The organism is Methanoplanus limicola DSM 2279 (assembly GCF_000243255.1).
Taxonomy (GTDB): Archaea; Halobacteriota; Methanomicrobia; order Methanomicrobiales; family Methanomicrobiaceae; genus Methanoplanus; species Methanoplanus limicola.
The window spans coordinates 2,492,229-2,511,353 of record NZ_CM001436.1 but is presented as its reverse complement, the minus strand read 5'-3'; the positions used below and the strand labels follow the sequence as shown (position 1 = coordinate 2,511,353).

The following is a 19,125-nucleotide window of genomic DNA, read 5'->3' as shown; positions in this document are numbered from 1 at the left end:
GGCTCATAATTTAAAAGAATGGCACTAAAGACCCTGGTAATAATTCCCGCAGGGGAAGAAAAGATCTGGGACTGGGATACAAACCTCGACAAAAACCGGCACGTCAGGGCAAAAGACGCCTATACTGGCAGGCTTGCAGAAAGATGCCGGGAATACTGTGAAATCTTCTATGAGGAAGACTACGTAATACTCTCGCCACGCTTTGGATTTCTACTCCCAAATGAGGAAATCCCGGATTACAGTGCGAAAACCTTTGCCGAATCCGGCCTTGAATATGATACAATAGAGATCAACGCAGAATCAGACGGCCTCTTAAACTACGAAAGGGTTGTATTTCTCGGAAGCCAAAAACTCCATACAGAATACATAGATGTCGTATCAAAACTCTTCTCAGACAAGTGGGTTGAATTCCCGCTTTTAGATTCAGAGAATACCGAAGCAATGCTCGGACGGCTCATAGATGCCATAACCAGGGACTCTCCCCTCCGTTTCAACCGGATAAAACTGGAATACATAGATATCAAGGGCCTCTTCTCAAAATTCAACCATAAAATTCCGCTTGAGAACGGTGAACACATCTCCATTGTCACAGCACCAAACGGTTACGGAAAGACAACAATACTCAGGCTTCTTAGGGCCGTGTTTGTCGGAAACATAAAAGAGATAAGGGACATCCCCTTCAGTTCGGCAGAGATCGGCTTTTACACTGAAGAAGAGAATTCAACAGAGAGAAGAGTACTGACAATAGAGAAGAGCCAGGATAAGCCAAAGGGGAGAAAGCTTCCCGGCAAAGAGATGTGGTCATTACATTTCAAAACCTGTTCTGCCGGAAAAACACTTGAATACACCGTAAATCCTGACAACTACAGTGAGGATGAGACCTCGTGGGAACTCTCCCGGATAATTCCTCCAATTCCTGTGAAATTCATATCGGCCCAGAGGCTCTGGCAGAATTCCGAATCCGGGGAGAAACGCGAGGACGATCTCTTAACCAGCCATATTCCCGGGGCAAAGAGAACCTATGAACTGACAATACTCAACCATTCGGATGACATAAAAAAACGCATCCAGGCGATGTTAAACGATTACGCCGCCAGCACGCAGCAGCTTGATGCCACATATCCTTCCAGGTACATGAAGCTCTGCTATGAAATGGCGGAAGGGCTGCTGCCACCGGCAGAGACTATCATTCAGAGCCTCTCAAACATCCGGCTCGAACAGAAGAAGCTTAAGAAACTTGGTTTTCTCTCACATGAGCCGGCAAAAGGCGAGATATTTGAGATAGATGAGGATGAGATAAAGGACGAGACCGGGGTTTTGGCTGCACTGACACTGTACATCGAAGACACTGAGAAGAAATACCTCATATTCAGTGACCTTGAAAAGAAGATCGACCTGCTGATACGGATAATAAACGCACTCTTCCTGAATCTCTCGTTTGAAATCCGGGCAGACAGGGGCTTTTACTTCACGGTCGGCGACAGTGAGAGGATAAAGCCTGAAAGGCTCTCTTCCGGGGAGCAAAACCAGCTCGTTATGTACTACGACCTCATCTTCTTCACAGATCCCGGCACTCTCGTCTTAATTGACGAACCGGAGATCTCACTTCATATCGTCTGGCAGAGGCAGTATCTCGATTACATAAAGAAGATCACAGATATTACCGGTTCGGAGTTCATAATAGCAACCCATTCTCCACAGCTGATTCACACCAACTGGGACTATACTGTCGATCTGTCAGAGGGGCATGGTGATGATTAAAGGCAGAAGAAGACCGGGCAGGTACGGCGAAAGCTACAGGCTTGAGGAGATCTGGGCTGACCCTGAAGAGATTGGCGGAACCATAATGAAGATGGAGAGGAATTATCCCGGGCTTAAGTCAAAGATCTTCATCCTCACCGAAGGGCCGGGTGACTATGAGTTCTATTCGCGGTTTTTTAACTGTGAACTGTCCGAGATAAGGTTTGCAAATTCAAAGGAGAATGTCATTAAAATTATTGATTCTCTCTCTGACAGACTTAAAGAGGATGCAGAGAGTTCAGTTATAGGGATTGTTGACCGGGATTTTTCGTTCTTTATGCCTGACGGGACAGAGGAGAGGGAGAACGTCTTTATGACAGACACACATGACATCGAGACGATGATAATCTCTGATGAACTGATCGGGAGAGTCCTTGAATATTACAGGAAGCATTCTGCCGGAGGGGAATTTCAGAGAAATATGACTATTGGCCTTAGAAAGGAGAGCATTCTCTCCTCCATTGTCCGGTGCTCGGTGCTCATCGGGCTTTCGCTCTATGTAAACCAGAAATACGGCTTTAATATGACATTTAAGCATATCAACTGCAAGAAGAAAAATTTATTCCTTGAGTTTACAGATCCTGTTACTTTCAGGTGTGATGAAGATAAGCTTCTTTCCCTCATCTCCGGCAGGAATAAGGCAAAGTATGAGGATTTCATGGCGGCACTCAGTGTTGAGAAGGCCAAAAATCCGGATTATTTCGACCATCCTATGCAGCTGTGCCGCGGACATGACCTTATGTGTGCCCTGCTTGCCGACATCAATGTCAATTATCCGCAGATGGACGGCAGAAAGGTCCTCTTAAGGGACTTAGAGAGGCTTTTTAGAAACCTCTATGACAGGAACGAATTTTACAGGACAGAACTTTTTCATTCGCTTGAGAAGTGGTCTGAAGATAATATCTCAGAAATGTCAAAGTCTCTGTTTGACCGCAGTAAGAACCATCAGTCAATGATGGCAGCTGAGAGGTGCTGATTTCTCTTTCCGGAAATTATTCATTCTGTTTTTCTCTCAGGTTTTTGCTATCTCCCATAATTTTTCGGGCACCCTAATCTCAAACCTGGCTCCTCTGCCGTAAATTCCGTTCTCCCTGATACTAATTCCTGTAATAGCCAGGATTTCGCGTGTAAAGTAGAGACCAAGACCGGTATTATGGCCATAATTCTTCTCAAATATCTTCTCTTTCTCTTCATCTGCAATACCTCTGCCATCGTCTGAATATATAATCAGGTAGTCATCGCCGGACTTTTCCCCAAAAAATCTGATCTCTGTAATATCTCCGCCATGTCTCAGTGAATTTTCTATCAGGTTGTAATATACTCTGTCAAGAACCGGGTCTGTCAGTATCCGGATGTCAGACGGGAGATCATTAGTAATTACAACGCCTTTTTGTGAGAACTTCTCCGCTGCTGTCTTTACCGTTGTGTGCAGGTCCTGCCAGACAGGTTCATCTATGCCGATGCTCTCTATAGATTTTGTTTTCTCTATGATTGATACAATATTCCGGGCGGGAATATCTGCTTTATCAATGTATTCTCTTATTTTTTCCTCTGATTCATAAAATTTTGTGAGTTCAAGGTAGGCGGTAAGAGCAGTTATCTGGTTTTTTATATCATGGCGTGTAATGCCTGTGATCAGTTTTAACAGGTTGTGTGCACGAATTAAAGCTTCCTCTGCTTTTTTCCTCTCAGATAAATCGCGGATTATTGCTATTGCCTCAGGTTCCCCTTCAGATTCAATAAGTTTTGTGCTGACCTCTACTGGGGTTATATGTCCGTCTTTTGCAATCTGCTCCGCAGGAAAAATTGCTTTTTCTGAATTAAAAAATACATTCCCTATTTTGGTCATCTCTTCCTGGCTCTGTGGTCTGGATATGTCGGCAATTGTGAGTTTTAAGATTTCATCAGGGGTGTATCCAAGTGTATCCAGGGCCTTTTTATTAGCCTCGGTAATTATTCCGGGGCGATTTTCGGTTGTTAATTTGTGGATTATTATCTGGTCGTTTGCATTTTCAAAGATACTCCTGTATTTCTCCTCACTCTTTTTTAAGGCTTCTTCGGTCCTTTTTAGATCTGTTATATCCCTGAATGAGAACATTAATGCTAAAGGTTGTCCGGAATCATTCCTGATCATATTTGCGTTAAACCAGAGAATTTTTGGCGTCCCGTCTTTCTTTTTACCCATAATTTCCCCCGACCATGACCCATGAGTAATTATTGCTTTATAGACGCTCTCTCCTTCTTCGGCAAGGTACGGGAATTTCCGGAAAGTTGAACCTATTACTTCATCCGGGCTGTCATAACCCATTATTGATAAAAACGCAGGGTTGGCATAGGTTATGTTGCCGGAGAGATCCCCTATTCCGATAGCGTCAGTTGCGGAATCAATTGCGTAGTTTTTCAGATTTAATTCTTCTTTTCCGGCATTTTCCTCAGTTATATCCCTGATTATGCCCATTATTTTCTTCTGGCCGGTGTTTCTGTCAGTGATTATTTTTGCAACCAGATTTACGTACTTAAGTTCTGAGCCATCAGCCGGCTGTATATGGAATTCTACATCATATTCTTTTGCTCTTTCGATGAGATTATTGAGTGATTTGGTGTCTGGTTCCCATCCGGGGATGCATGGTCTTAACACATCCGGGAGAATTTCGTTATCCTCTTCAGGCAGTCCGAAGATACGCATTGTCTCGGCTGATGCCCAGATTTTTCCGTTGTCAGGATTGTACTCCCAGCACCCGATATTACCGATCTCCTGCGCCATTATGAGCCTTTCCTCATTCATACGCAGAGCATTTTCACTCTCTGCAAGCATCTCTATCTGCTTTTTCAGTTCTTCTTCAGCCGCTGAAAGACGCTCATTGGAGGCTTTAAGGTCTTCGTTCTTCTCTTTAAGTTCTCTTTCTGCATCTTTTTTGTAGGATATATCAACTATGGATGCAACACTCATATCTGTTCCGGCAATCATCCCCACATTATTAATGCACTCTTTCACCTTACCGCTACGGTCAGTGAATCTGAACTCATATGCTTTTAAATCTTTATTTCCGGGTTCTTTGAGCCGCAGTTCACCGTATGTCAGCATTCTGTCACGATCTTCTTCTGCGACAAACTCTGTCCAGCTTTTTTTCCCCTCAATTTCGCTGCGTGAATATCCTGACATCTCTGAAAAGATCTCGTTTACTTTCAGGATAATGGTGTCTTCCCCAAATATAATCGTACCTGTGCCCGTATTTTCAAATATCGCCCGGTAGAGTGCTTCTGATTCACGGATTTTCCTCTCTTCACGGCTTCTCTTTGTTATATCTGCCAGTATCACAACTGTTGACGGACTGCCGTTGAATATAAGCGGTGCTGTCCTGACTATTGCATGGTGGATGTCTCCGTATTTGCCTTTGATGTCAACTTCATAATCGTTCAAAGTATCTCCGGAGATCCTTTTTGCCATGTTTAAGGCGATAGGCTCTCTGTTCTCTTCCGGAATAAAATCCAGGAGGTTTTGTCCTATGACCTCGTCATTTTGGTAGCCTGAGATTTCAGATGCTACAGGGTTTGCATATACGATTATGCCGTCCTGGTGGACAAGAACCGGTTCGGGCATGGCAGAGAGGAGTGCTCCTGACTGCTCTTCACTCTGGCGGAGTGCATCTCTTGTTTTTTTATCTGCTGCTGTGGATTTGATTTTATGTGAGAGTTCTGCAAACTGTGATTTTGGCTCTCCGCCTTTCTGGAGGTAAAAATTCGCTCCGCTGTTAATAGCCTGAATTACAATCTCTTCACGCCCTTTTCCGGTGAAGAGAATAAATGGTATATCTCCGTATCTTTCCCTGACTTCAATCAGGAATTCTATCCCGTCCATTTTCGGCATCTGGTAATCTGAAACGATTACATCAAATTTCTCTTTTTCCAGAAGGTTGAGAGCTTCATCTGCTCCTGTGGCAGTTTTTACTGTGAAATCACCCGTTTTTTCAAGAAAAATTTTTCCGATTTCAAGCAGGGCGGGTTCATCGTCTGTATATAGAACTGATATCATTGTATTGCCTTCTGAATGGAAATCTCTGTGCCGGTTTTATCCGGAAAGGGACTGTTCTGTTAAAATAAGCACCTAAATGTAATTTTTGTCCGTCACACATATAATGATATTCATGCTGTTAATTTCATTTTGTTTGATTTTTGGAAATATTCATGCTGTTAATTTCATTTTGTTTGATTTTTGGAAATATTCATGATGTTAATTTCATTTTGTTTGATTTTTGGAAATATTCATGATGTTAATTTTAGTATCACTTTAAAAAATATCTGTAATTAAAGGATGATGAAAAGATATTTTAATTTCAGGCAATTTCTGTCAGATGTCCTGAAAATGCCGTTTATATTCTTTTTTAACCGGAGTTTTGGGTTATTCCTGAATTTCCCCAAGCCATTTTACATCCGCCATTTCTCTTGGAGGGATATGCCGTACTCTGTATTTTCCGTATCCAAACATCATTACACATCCGGATTTATATCCGTCAGGAACTGCAAGTGCTTTTCTCAGTGGTTCATAGCAGTTGCTCAGTGTCTGCAGGAGTCCGCACCAGCATGTCCCGACTCCGTGTGAGTATGCGGCAAGTTCAAACCAGGAGAGGGCGATCACTGAGTCGATGTCATAGTATGGGCTCTCTTCCGGAATTGAAGCTATGACTATGTGTGGTACAGATTTGCAGATTAAATCTTCGCCTCTCAGGTATGCGGCTTTTATGGGGCGGAGTATTGCTGCATATTCGCTCTCCGGATCTTTTTTTACTGCTTTTTCCATTGCTTCTATTGCTTTTTCAACAATTTCTGATATTGCTTCTTCTCCTGTCACTATTATCCATTTTACAGGCTGTTCGTTTCCGGCAGATGGTGCGTATCGTGCAGTGTCAAGGATCTTTTCTATTGTTTCTCTATCGACATTCTTTTTTTTATAATTCCTGAACGGTCTTCTGTTGAGCAGGAATCTGTGAAGCTGCCCGGCGGTTATATCCGGTGCATCGATATTTGTGTATGGGGAATATTTTCCTCCGGAATCACATATTATGGCTCCTTTGGGGCAGAATGCCTCACACTGGCCGCATGATGTGCATGTTTCCTCAAAGCCTTCCGGTATGTATGGATATGTGTCTTTATCCACTGCTATGCAGGATACCGGGCAGACGTCTGCACATATCCCGCAATTGTTGCATTTTTCAGGATCCAGAATTACTGACATTTAATAATCACTCCTTTTGGTTCTCATTCGGTCGGTTGAGTATTTATAATTTCTGTGTTGTTTACCGTAATTTTGATTATTTCTTTGAAGTGACCGTAATTTTGAGTTTTTCTATGATGTGACCGTAATTTTGATTACTTCTGTGCAGTTTACCGTAATTTTGATTACTTCTGCGTAGTTTACCGTAATTTTGATTACTTCTGTGCAGTTTACCGTAATTTTGATTATTTCTGTGCAGTTTGCCGGATTTTTTATCTGTTCAGAGAGGTCTGAATTTTTCCGGGAAAAAAGTGCTTCTTAAATTTATGAAATTATATGGGCCGGGATATATTGGATTTTATCTGATATTGCCCGGTTCCATTCGCCCCAAAACCCGAAGATGCCGCAATGAAAACAACGGGGCGGAACGGCATGCGGATTTTTTATCTGCCGGACGATTGAAGTGATTTGGAATAAAGACCGCCCGATATTGAGATTGTGTCTGATAATATATATGTCTTCTTATTTTGTTCTGTTTCCGGCCTGATTTTAATCCTCCGGTTCTCTTAATTTTTCAGGTTCCTGATTTCAGGACATGGTGTTATCAAGCTATCATGATCTCATGATATAGTTTTGTCAGGTCATCATGATCTCATAATATAGTTTTGTCAGGTCATCATGATCTATAGGTTTTGATGATCGAAAACGGCATTATTGATGATAATACTGATGATAATAATGATTATAATGATAATAATCAGTACATATCAAGTGCTTCCATGTCATCGTCTATGTCATCCGGATACTTTAGTTCAATAACTTCCGATCCATCGGGCAGGATATCTCCTGTCTGAAGCCACATTGTATCTTTCATCTCTACTGTGTCAAGTTTTCCGTCTGGTGTTTTTATTACTACCTGCATGTCTTCTTAAAACCTCACATAGTGTGATTACAATTTTATATTATGTTCCGGAATATTAAATCTATTGGCTGTGCCTGCCGGAATTTGCTGGTGTTTTTGGTTATTGTAATTTTAAATTTATCCGCCTTATGGGTGTTTTTTCCCGCAAACTACTTCTAAAAATTCTTCTCCGTGTTTTGTAAGCTGATAGTGGGTCTTAATCTTTTCAAGAATTCCATGTCTTACAAGGAGTTCTCTTTCATATGAGTCCATCTCTTCAGGATCACCCATTAAGGCACTGACGAGATAGGAGAGGTAATCTTCAGGATATGGGAGTGTCGGAATTCTGATTATTTCGTATGAACGCCGGGACGGGAAGAGTATATAGTCATAATCCTGCCTGTTTGCTTCGTAAAGTTCCTCTTTTTCTTCCTCTGTTCTGGCTAATGCAAAATTCTGAATCTCTTTTCTGTAAAATTCAGGCACAGCAGTTTTCATGGGTTGCATAAGGCGTTACACCAAAATAAGGACTGCAACGGGAAACAGAATGGCAGAGGAAAGGTGACACATTCAAGTTGCATAAGGCGTTACACCAAAATAAGGACTGCAACAGGGTAATAAAGATATGCGGAAGGAAGCAGAATGGCGGTTGCACAAGACGTTACACCAAAATAAGGGCTGCAACCCGTTTTATTAACTGAAATATCGAACCTATAATAATTGCAGCAGGGCATTGCACAGCAGCATAATGACTGAAAAACCTCATCAGAAATGCTAAGTTAATCCGGAATAAATAATTATAATATATCATGACATCAGGCAAAAAATCCGGAAAATCCGGGAATCCTGCAAATGCCGGCAAAAATGGAAATACCAAATACCCTGTAAATAACCGGAAAAACCCTGTCAATACCCGGAAAGATGGAACTGCCGTAAAATCTGAAAAAACTGCAAAATCTGCAAAATCTGCAAAATCCGTAAATGCCACAAACCCTACAAACTCCGTGAACAAATACACAAAAACCTCCGCAGCCATATTAATAATATCCGGAGTGGCAATTGTGGCAATTCTTCTTGCAGCACTATTCCTCTTCCCGGCAGATTTAAACCCTGAATCCCGGACTGACCAGTCGTCCGGCAATGACCTCTCAGGCAAAAAAGACAGCCCTGCTGCCCGGGAGATAATTGAAAATGAGAGTAAATCACTCTTCTTTGAAGAAGCACTTGTCAGTGATGAAAATATCATCTTCAGGGTAGTTCCAACCGGAGAGGGAACCGCCAACTACTCAATAGAATACCAGATAGAGAGGGAATACGGCAGCGACTTCACAGGGGCAGAAAAACTCACCGGAATAACGCCCAAAAACCCGGTTGAACTTAACATCACCAAAAGTCCGGGCGAACGGGTGAATATACACATTAATATTACAGCTGAAAACGGCACCCTTCTTTGGGACAGTCAGAGCGGTTATGCCTGAAGATAGATTACTTAAAACCTGAAAAAAATTTTCAAAATTTGCTTTTAATCCACATTGTCAAAGTTTAATCCACATTGTCAAAGTTTAATTCACATTGTCAGATTTTAATCCACATTGTCAGATTTTAATTCACATTGTCGGATTTTAATTCACATTGTCGGATTTTAATTCACATTGTCAGATTTTAATCCATATTGTCAAAGTTTAATCCACATTGTCAAAGTTTAATTCACATTGTCAGATTTTAATCCATATTGTCAGATTTTAATCCACATTCTCAAATTTAAATCCTCAGATATTCTCTGATTGATAATTGTGAAACATTTATTGCTGAATATGACTATAGGTGAATATATGGGAACTAAAAGTATAAACGTTTCAGAAGAAGCATATGAGCGCCTTAAAACATGGAAACAATCAGATGAAGAAAGTTTTACGAGTGTTATTCTGAGAGTATTACCTAAAAGAAAAAGTATATTGGAGTCATATAGAGAATTTCAGAGATCAGGAAAGACAATATCTGATGAAGATGCAGATCAGTTAATAAAGGATCTCGAGTGAATGATAATCCTCGACACCACCTTCCTGGTAGATTATATAAGATGCGGCAATAAGAAAAATAATAATTCACCAATATTAAATAAATTTGAATACCTTCTAAATTCTGGTGAACCCTGTGTAACAACATTTGTCAACATTTTTGAACTGCACAGGGGGGCATACAAATCTCTGAAAAAGGAAAGGGAACTTGAAGCTATAAGAACCCTGATGGAAGAAATAGTGGTTCTCGGCTTTGAAGAAAATTATTATTCAGAATATGGAATCTTATCATCAATGCTTGAAAAAAATGGTAATCACATTGGGACTTTTGATGAGTTGATTGCAGCAATAGCCCTTTACAATGGAGCAAAAGTCCTGACAAGAAACGTAAAGGATTTTTCAAGAGTCCCTAACCTGGAAGTAATTCCATATCCTTAATAGCCGTATTGGTAAATATTAATGTGATTTTATATAGATATTTCATTTTACCCCATATTGTAATGCCATCTCGATCTGCTCAGCTCTGTCACTTAGAAACATCTCATCTTTAACAGGCTCGGGATAGAGCTACAATAGCTTCACGGATATTATTAAAAGCTCCCTCTTTATTATCGCCTTCGCTTATGCGAAGCCCGGAAGAGGCGGCACATATAGTATATCCTCCCTCATCACCTGGTTCAGGAAGGATCTGCAGGTTCATTATGATAGTTATGGACAGATAATTTATTTTTTTTCATTGTTATCCATTCATTAAAGGCTGCATCTCAAAACCTAAAAAAATCAGACATACAGAAATATGTTTCAGCCAAAAGCACCAAAAGTCCGGGCGAACGGGTGAATATACACATTAATGTTACAGCTGAAAACGGCACCCTTCTCCGGGACAGTCAGAGCGGTTATGCCTGAATGATTAGAATTTACTCTATTTCATCTTATTTTAGAATGTCATTAGCTGTCCGGAGTGCACACTCAGCAGCATTTACCACAAATTCAGCTGATTCAGCATTATAAAAACATCCATAATCAGCATCTTCCCTCATTCTCATAGCATCTGAAAAATTTTCAATAACAGAATAATCAATCCTGCCGGCACATAAAACTCCGGGCAGACTTTCCGGAAGACATAGCCATCCTGAACAATTATCCGAAATTATAATCCCTCTCTGGAGCAACTGTTAATTTATATTAATAAATCTACAATAGTGTTCAGGTTGTGTTCAGGTTGTTCAGAAATACATCATATAAAATTTTAATACTGGCGTCATTAATGCTGGTATTTTTAATTCAGCCGGCGTTTGCAGAAATGCCGGCAGGGGATAATACATCCCCTACAGAAGGTCTGGAATACGAATACAGCAATCCGGAAATTCTAACGAATCCGGGTTTTCTGCCCGGAAATTCCGGTGAACAGACAGAAGTGCGGGAGAGAACTTCCGGAAATAACCCCCGGCTCCCGCCGGCTGATCAGGAATGCACAGGAAATTCTGACAGAGCAGATAAAACAGGAATAGAGAAGGTCCAGGCCTTCAGTCAGGATAAAAACTCCTGTGATTCTCTTCCCTACATCGACAACCGGACAGTCTGGTATGTAGATGCCGGTGCCCCCGCAGGAGGAGACGGGACAAAGGAGAAGCCGTTTCAGGACATCCAGACAGCCGCAGATGCCTGCAACACCTCAGAAAAAAATACAATCCTTATCGCATATGCAGGCGGAGCCGTATATCCGGGATTTTCTGCATCAGTGCCTGACCTTATAATCATGTCGGAGTCAGACGTCCCTTCAGAATATCCGGTTATCTCAAACCCAGACGGAACAGGGGCCGAATTAACCGGAGATAACATAATTCTCTGCAAACTTGTCATTACAGGGTGCAGCGGGGATGATTCCGAATATGAAATATCGGGAAGTGCCGTATTTGTCCACGACAGCAGCGGGACTGAAATTAAACGGTGCATAATCAGAGACAATTCAGGATATATAGGTGCAGGAATTACATTTCACAATGCTGAAGGGTGGATCTGCGGAGCAGAGATTAGAAACAATAACGCCTCAGCAGGAGGAGGGATATTAATCGTCAACAGTTCCGTATATGTCCGCAATGCAACAGTCTGTGAAAACGAGGGCTATGAAGGTGCAGGCATCACCGTTATATCGGGGAAAGCAGACATCCGCAACTCCCGGATAATACAGAACAACGGAGAAATCGGTGGAGGAATACTCTCATTATTCTCAGAATGTGAGATCCATTACACCAATATTTCAGGAAACACTGCTGAAAACGGTGCAGGAGTTGTTCTGGCAATGAGTGAATCCTCAGTTTATTACTCAGATATCACCTCAAACAGTGCAGCAAATACGGGAGGCGGACTGGTAAGCCTTATGTCTGATACAGAAGTTTATGATACCGACTTTTCAGGCAATACCGCAGATTTTGGAGGCGGATATCTGAGCAGATACGGCGCTGACACAATCCGCGGTTCGGACTTTACCGGAAATAAAGCAGTATCAGGTGCTGGAATTGCATTAATCAATGTAAATTCTTCAGTATGCGGGAGCCGTGTAGAGAATAATATAATCACTGCTCCGGACAATACCGAAAATCTGCTCTCAGAAGATACATCCATAACAGAAGTTCTCCTGTCCGTCATCGATCAGTTCCCGGTTATCCCTGCCGGTGAAGACATGAACAGGTTGGACAACCTCCGGACAGAACAGGAAGATTATACCCCATACACAGGAGCCGGCATATATGCACAGTACTGTGAAGATCTAACCCTGAAAAACAACGAAATCAGAGATAACATTCCGGCTGAGAACATCACACCGGCTGTAGCCGGCGGCGGAGTTGCAGTACTGGAGTCAGAAGGAATAATATCCGGAAACAGATTAGAAAGCAATTATGCCGATATGGGAGCCGGCATTCTCTCTTTTAATTCAGAGATGGAGATATGCGGAAATATAATTGAGAATAACAATGCAACCATGGCCGGTGGCGGAGTAATTATTGCATCAGGCTCAGCCATAATCTCGGAAAACACCATATCAGAGAACAACGCATCCCTTTTTGGTGCCGGAATAGTTGCATTAACCGGAAAAACTGAAATTACAGATAATACCATCGAAGAAAACAACGCAGGATTTGGAGGTGGCGGAATCTGTGGAATTGCAGCAGAACTTTTAATATCTGAAAATACAGTCTCTTCAAATACAGCAGGAAACGGCACTCCGCTGCTCTCCGGAGGAGGGGGTCTCTTTATTCCGGGCGGTATAATTGGCGTGGGTGAGATTAACAGTCCTGAAAGTATCTCTGAATTTTTCGGGGATGAAAAATCATCCCTGTACACCTTAGATGCTGATGAACTGATCTCAGAATATACGGGCCGGATTACAGTCAGCGAAGCCGAACTTGCAGAGTTCTTATCCGGAGATCTGATCTCCGGTGTTCAGGAGAAATATCTTTCAGATAAATTATCATCCTTTGATATTCTGAATACCGATGAATCTGAATTAAAACCTGTGCTGATCAGTAACAATACATTCTGCGGCAACAGTGCGGAAATCTCAGGCGGTGCAGTTAAAACAGTTGGCAATCTGGCTTTTATTACCAACAATGACTTCTCCGGCAACAGGGCTAAACGTGGAGGTGCCGCTGAAACAATCTTATCTTTAACTTTAATGCTGAATAACAGAATAGAGAATAACAGTGCAAAATCAGGCGGGGGATTAAGCCTGATACTCTCAGAATCAATAAACCTGGGTTCAGAATTTAATGGGAACAATGCTACCGGATTTGGAGGAGCAGCACTCTTACTTGGCAGCAGTTCGGTATTTGCCGGCCCTTATATCTCCGAAAACACCGCAGGAAAAGGCGGCGGCGGTATAGCAGCGGTTTTGGGAGAGGTTTTAATCGAATCAGGGACAATTACAGACAATTCAGCTTCAGGAAATGCCAATATAACCGGCGGAGGCGGGATTTTCATAACCGATATTTCGGCAATGGGAGATGATGCCGATGATCTCCCGGAGATTATGGAGTTCTCACCCTATACGGCAGATTCAGCAGGCATTGGCAGATTTATCAGTACAACTCCCCGGGAAGATGAAGAGGATCTCTTCACCGATGATTCCGGCTCAGAAATTTTGATTTCAGAGGCTTTTTCCTATCTCATTCTGGATTTGGAGATCACAGATAACCGTGCAGATACGGGCGGAGGTATTGCAGTCCTGAATACTGACAGTTCATATATTTCCGGGTGCAACATCTCAGGAAACCGGGCCAGACTTGCAGGAGGCGGAATCTCCTTAATTTCTGCCAATAATACAGTTGTTGAATCATCAGTTATTGCCTTAAACAGGGCATACGGTGGTGACGGGATATTTATCCGTGACTCCCATAATTTTGAGGGGTACGACAATCTCCTCTTAAACAGGGAGAATATCATTGCAAAGACTACGGAGTCTTCACCTTTTGAGTGGAATGCTCTATTCAACATCACAGAGAGGAGGATGTTTACAATTACAGGCAGTCCGTATGCCGGAGGAAATGTGTGGGCAGAACCGGATGGTACAGGCATATCACAGACATGCACTGACGCTGACCTTGACGGCATCTGTGACTCCGACACCTGCTCAATATATGATAATGACAACACCCCCGTCGGAACTGATGAAAGAACGCTGTACTATAACCCTGAGTATGGCACGCTTCTTGTCTTAACAGATCCTTTGGGTGCGGAAATTCTGCTTGATAAAAACTCATATGGCAGAAAATCGCCTGCCGGTTATTATATTCCTCCCGGAAATTACACTGCTGATATAACTCTTGAGAATTATTTCGATGCACCCCGGATGCTTGTTCCGGTTAAAACAGGAGATAAAGAGTACATCCGGTATCAGTTCTCAGACGTGCCGGAGTTTTGGAGCACAGGTTCAGGCCCTCTTCCGCTAAACTTCACAGCAGAAATTACGAAGTTTTCTCCGGATGTAACAGCCTGGAACTGGTACATCACCATGCCGGACGGTAGTGTGAATACCTACAGCAAAGAGAGTATTTCAGCTGTCTTTGATAAGACCGGAAATTACAATGTCACACTTGAGGCGGTATGGAGCAGCAGTAAGATTACAAAGTCAGAGACAAAGAGGGTTCTTGTAACCACAGCACCGCCAAAGCCAAAGGCCTCGGAGAAGGCATCTTCGGAGGTTAACGGCACAAAGACAGAGGTTCTCCCTGACGGTTCACAGATGATTACGGTAAATGAGACCCTTGCAGGAAATGTAACAACGACAGGTTCAGGCATCATTATTGACAAACCGGACGGGACAAGGATCAATATAAAGACAAATGAGACGCCCGGAAGGTCCGGCGGCAATATCACCGGGAAGGTCACATCCGTGACTATGGAGCAGCCGCCCCTGAATGCCGATTTGGGTGAGGGACTTGGTAATGCCTCGGTCGGTGTTTCGGTTACAATGGATGGGTATAACGGAAATGCAGGTCTTACAACAGAAATTTCTTCCGGATGTGCAGATGATGCCAGGAATGCCTTCTCCATTGCCTGCCCTGAGATGACCGGGGTTGCTTATACTGTTTACTTTACAAAAACAGGATTTGACAACAGTTCAGCAATAAAAGAGGCAGTTTTAAACTTCTCTGTCAATACAACGTGGGTTGACTCGATGGGAGGGCCGCAGAGGATTACAATAATCCGGTGGAAGGATGACGGCTCATCTGAGAATATCAGGCCTGATTATCTCGGAGTTTCCGGCACTGAGTCACTCTTCCAGGTTAAAACAGACGGCTTTTCTGTATATGGTATAGCAGGGTTCACTCCGTCTCCATCACCCTCTGACAGCAGCAGTGGCGATAATCCGGTCTGCATAAAGGACATGCATGACCTGAAGGCAGGTTCTGTGTCTGCAACTGCTCTGACCGGCACGGCCTTTACGGAGATTGCCATCACTCCTGCAAAGGATATCTCTGACTTAAGAATTACCGCAGAGGAGATGAATTATCCGGGTGCAGGCATGGGAGTGCCAGAGGATGCACGGGTTTTTGAATACATAAAGACAACTCTTTACTATACCACTGCTTCATCGCTTGAGAAGGTTGAATATACAGCAAAGATCCCGAAGGAATGGCTGGATAATAACAACAGTTCCCTCCCGGCAGTATGGTATTACAACGAATCAGCGGGTGTATGGAATAAGGCGGAGGTCCTGGTTACCGGGGCAGAGGACGGCTATACTTTCACAGTCTTTGAAGCTGAGATGCCCGGATTCGGGTGGTTTGCAGCCGGAGGAATTCCGGCTGAACTGATTTTAGGCAATGAAACCCTGCCTTTTGGACCGGGGCCTGAAATAACGTCTGAAGAACCGGCAGAATCCGTAACTCCGGCATCTCCCACTGCAACACCGGCAGAACCAGCCGGAGGTATGAAGGGTGATACGCCTGTGCCCACAGCAACGCCCCTTTCTGTGCTGGTGGTTGTATCCGGAATATTCATGGCTGCCGGGGTTTTCCTGTATAAGAAGAGGTTTCAGGTGAAATAAACAGGATATGGGGCAGAATTACAGATATATTCATATCTGCTGCGGCAAAAAAGCGTAACCGGCGGGTGATATTCCGGGAGACTTCCCATAAATATCCCCGGTTTATCCGCTGATATATATTTTATCTTTTTTCCGGGTATTAAATGGTTATTTATTCTTTAAAATCAAAGTTAAATAATTCAGGTGAAATGATGAGAATAAATCGCCTTGCAGCCGCAGTACTTCTGGTACTGGCACTATGTCTGACAGCCGGAGTTCAGCCGGTTATGGCAGAAGAAACATCTAATGACATCACAGCTGACGGCAGCTCTGAATGTATAAAATATGCAGAGGACTTAAAGGCAGGTAAGCCTTCTGTAATCGAACTGTCGGGCACAGTCATCACGGAGATGAGCATAACTCCCGCAGATAATATTCCTAAGTTAAGGGTTACAGTACAGAATATGGACTCTCCGGATGAGGGCATGGGTGTGCCGCAGGACGGTATTGTCCAGCATTATGTAAAGGCCGCCCTTGAGTACACCACTCCGGAGACCTTATCAGAGGTGACATACACAGCTAAGATCTCAAAGGAATGGCTGGACAGTAACAACAGTTCGCTTCTTGCAGCCTGGTATTATAATGAACCGGAAGGTACCTGGGAGCGTGCAGAGATTATTAATGCAGCAGGTGAGGACGGGTACTCCCTTGCAGTCTTTAAGCCGGAGATGCCGGGATTCGGGTGGTTCGCAGTCGGAGGACTGCCGGTGGAACTGATTTTAGGCAATGATACCCTGCCTCTTGGGCCGGAGCCTGTGATTCCGTCTGAAATTCCGGAAGAGACCCTGCCTTTTGGACCGGGACCTGAAATAACGTCTGGTATTCCGGAAGAGACATTAAATCCTGAAAGCACCAGGGCAGAATCTACCGCAACTCCGCTTCCGGTGGTGACAGTCATCTCCGGGGTATTCTTCGCTGCCGGAATTTTACTGCACCGGAAGAAGTATTAATCTGAACAAATCAGGTCAGTTCATGAACACAAAGGGCGTATAATGCCCAATTCTTTTTTTTAGAAAAGTATTCCATCCGGAATGATTAATATTGTTCATTTGTAATGGATGTTATTGTCCGGTGGTGATGGATAAATATGTCTCTGTCTGGTTCAATCAGCATATGGCATGATCCTAAGGGATGAACTCTCAGAAATTGTCAGGTCACAGCGGAATAATATCGAAAATATGCAAAATTTCAGATTAGAAAAAACCCTTTTTCTGGTCTTTTAATACCAGCAGATGTCATAATGTGAATTACTGTCTGATATGACATCTCCGGTGACTGCAATTGTCCACTCCCCCTTTGTATAATATCCGGAGTTAATCCCGGAGACTGTCATCCGGATAGCAGAATCATTCTTTAGATCATCTTCGTCTGAAAAATGCCAGATTGAGTTGTCAGGACTTACTACAGAGAGGGAAATTTCATCATCTGAATTTTTCCATCTAATCTCAAAAGAAATCCTGTCACTCTCTTCAGAGGGACTTAACGAGTACCACTCGGTTTTGCCCTCTGAAATTTTACTGTAATATCTTACCTTTGTATCGGGTGTCGGAAAAGGGGTCGGGGATGAGTGAACACCGGTATTCCTGCCGGAATAAGAGATAATATCGGAACTGCCGGGGATATTGAAGAGATAAACATCATGTGCACTTCCGTGCCTGTCAGTCCAGACAACATAATTCTCAGAGGCCCTTGGAAAGTCCTGATTCTCACCATCCGGCGAGATCATCTTAGATACATCTGCGGCAATATCATATAGCCAGATGTCTCCGCCATCTCTGACATTCTGTCCGCTCTGCCCATAGCAGCCCCATACAATATTGTTTCCGCAAATATCAGGGTACATCTGGTATTCATCCGATGGAGCGACCGGTCTTTTTTCCCCGGAGGATATATTGTACATCCAGATGGAATAATTATCATTATACCGTCCGACCCAGACCACAACGTCACCGTCAATGGCCGGCGGCTGATAAATAAACGGCATCCCGGAGACATCTGTCAGACTTTTTGTGGTAAGATTGCAGAAAACAAGGCTGATTTCAGAAGTTACTGTGTTTTTATCTATAAAGACAAGCCTGTCACCTGAAATTGCCGGCAGGTAATAATTGTGGCCTGGCTCACTCTCTTCGACTACATCTCTGTATTCTCCGGTTGAGACATCATACATTCTGAGAAATGAGTGATTTCTGGTCTTCTCCTCCCATACGATGATGTTGTCATCAATGACGGGAGAATGCTGTTTATTTACGGAATAGAGGTATGTGAGCAGATTTGACGAGTCATCGTAATAGAATATCCCCCTCTGGTCAGACCAGACATAGCGGTCACCCGATATCTCAAGGCTGAATTTACCGGAAGGATCGGCAATTACTGTTTCCTGTCTGCCGGAATTAATATCAAATTTTTTAATTGAGCCTGAAAGTGTATTGTCATCATTCAGCCCATATTCAATCCATGCAACAGTCGTGCCGTCAAAAGCAACGGAGTTGTACTTTGCAGAGTCACTCTTGGCAATTATCACCGGTTCGGGAAGTTCAAGTGCAAAAACGGATGGAATCAGAAGAGATATGATGATAATCAGGCAGACAGCAGTTCTCTTCATCAT

At 43.1% G+C, this 19,125-nt stretch carries 12 protein-coding genes; 7 read left to right on the top strand and 5 right to left on the bottom strand.

Annotation, left to right across the window (positions count from 1 at the left end; genetic code table 11):
* Positions 1–18 precede the first annotated feature (18 nt).
* Positions 19–1,761: an AAA family ATPase gene (locus tag METLIM_RS11805; protein WP_004078690.1), complete on the top strand. Its 1,743-nt coding sequence runs from the start codon at positions 19–21 to the stop codon at positions 1,759–1,761.
* Positions 1,754–2,776, top strand: a complete 1,023-nt coding sequence (locus METLIM_RS11800) for a DUF4435 domain-containing protein (RefSeq protein WP_004078688.1) — start codon at positions 1,754–1,756, stop codon at positions 2,774–2,776. Before METLIM_RS11805 ends, METLIM_RS11800 begins: the two co-directional genes overlap by 8 nt.
* Before the next feature lie 36 nt (positions 2,777–2,812).
* Here the strand turns inward: METLIM_RS11800 and METLIM_RS15790 are convergent, their stop codons facing one another.
* From METLIM_RS15790 to METLIM_RS11785, 4 genes are all read right to left on the bottom strand, one after another.
* Positions 2,813–5,833 carry a PAS domain S-box protein gene (locus METLIM_RS15790; RefSeq protein ID WP_004078685.1) on the bottom strand — a complete coding sequence of 1,007 codons (3,021 nt, stop codon included), beginning with the start codon at positions 5,831–5,833 and terminating at the stop codon, positions 2,813–2,815.
* A 366-nt stretch (positions 5,834–6,199) separates the two neighbouring features.
* Positions 6,200–7,033: a nitroreductase family protein gene (locus METLIM_RS11790; protein ID WP_004078683.1), complete on the bottom strand. Its 834-nt coding sequence runs from the start codon at positions 7,031–7,033 to the stop codon at positions 6,200–6,202.
* 736 nt (positions 7,034–7,769) lie between these two features.
* The gene (locus tag METLIM_RS16720) at positions 7,770–7,934 is read right to left on the bottom strand and encodes a hypothetical protein (RefSeq protein ID WP_004078681.1); all 165 of its coding nucleotides are present in this window, start codon (positions 7,932–7,934) and stop codon (positions 7,770–7,772) included.
* Positions 7,935–8,060: 126 nt separating this feature from the next.
* Entirely contained in the window at positions 8,061–8,420 is a 360-nt protein-coding gene (locus tag METLIM_RS11785; RefSeq protein ID WP_157202308.1) for a hypothetical protein, read from the bottom strand.
* Positions 8,421–8,722: 302 nt separating this feature from the next.
* Between METLIM_RS11785 and METLIM_RS11780 the strand changes: the two genes are divergently transcribed.
* The 5 genes from METLIM_RS11780 to METLIM_RS11755 all read left to right on the top strand — a co-directional run bounded on the left by METLIM_RS11780 (position 8,723) and on the right by METLIM_RS11755 (position 17,470).
* Positions 8,723–9,391, top strand: a complete 669-nt coding sequence (locus tag METLIM_RS11780) for a hypothetical protein (RefSeq protein ID WP_004078680.1) — start codon at positions 8,723–8,725, stop codon at positions 9,389–9,391.
* Positions 9,392–9,745: 354 nt separating this feature from the next.
* Positions 9,746–9,952 (top strand): antitoxin VapB family protein, encoded by a 207-nt coding sequence (locus METLIM_RS11775; protein ID WP_157202307.1) that lies wholly within the window; start codon positions 9,746–9,748, stop codon positions 9,950–9,952.
* Positions 9,953–10,369 carry a type II toxin-antitoxin system VapC family toxin gene (locus METLIM_RS11770; RefSeq protein ID WP_004078678.1) on the top strand — a complete coding sequence of 139 codons (417 nt, stop codon included), beginning with the start codon at positions 9,953–9,955 and terminating at the stop codon, positions 10,367–10,369.
* A gap of 829 nt (positions 10,370–11,198) precedes the next feature.
* Complete coding sequence (locus tag METLIM_RS11760) at positions 11,199–16,481, top strand: NosD domain-containing protein (protein WP_004078674.1); 5,283 nt, start codon at positions 11,199–11,201, stop codon at positions 16,479–16,481.
* 188 nt (positions 16,482–16,669) lie between these two features.
* A complete protein-coding gene (locus METLIM_RS11755; RefSeq protein ID WP_157202306.1) occupies positions 16,670–17,470 on the top strand; it encodes a hypothetical protein in 801 nt (266 codons plus the stop codon).
* A gap of 269 nt (positions 17,471–17,739) precedes the next feature.
* Here METLIM_RS11755 and METLIM_RS11750 read toward each other — a convergent pair whose 3' ends face one another.
* The gene (locus METLIM_RS11750) at positions 17,740–19,125 is read right to left on the bottom strand and encodes a TolB family protein (protein WP_004078673.1); all 1,386 of its coding nucleotides are present in this window, start codon (positions 19,123–19,125) and stop codon (positions 17,740–17,742) included.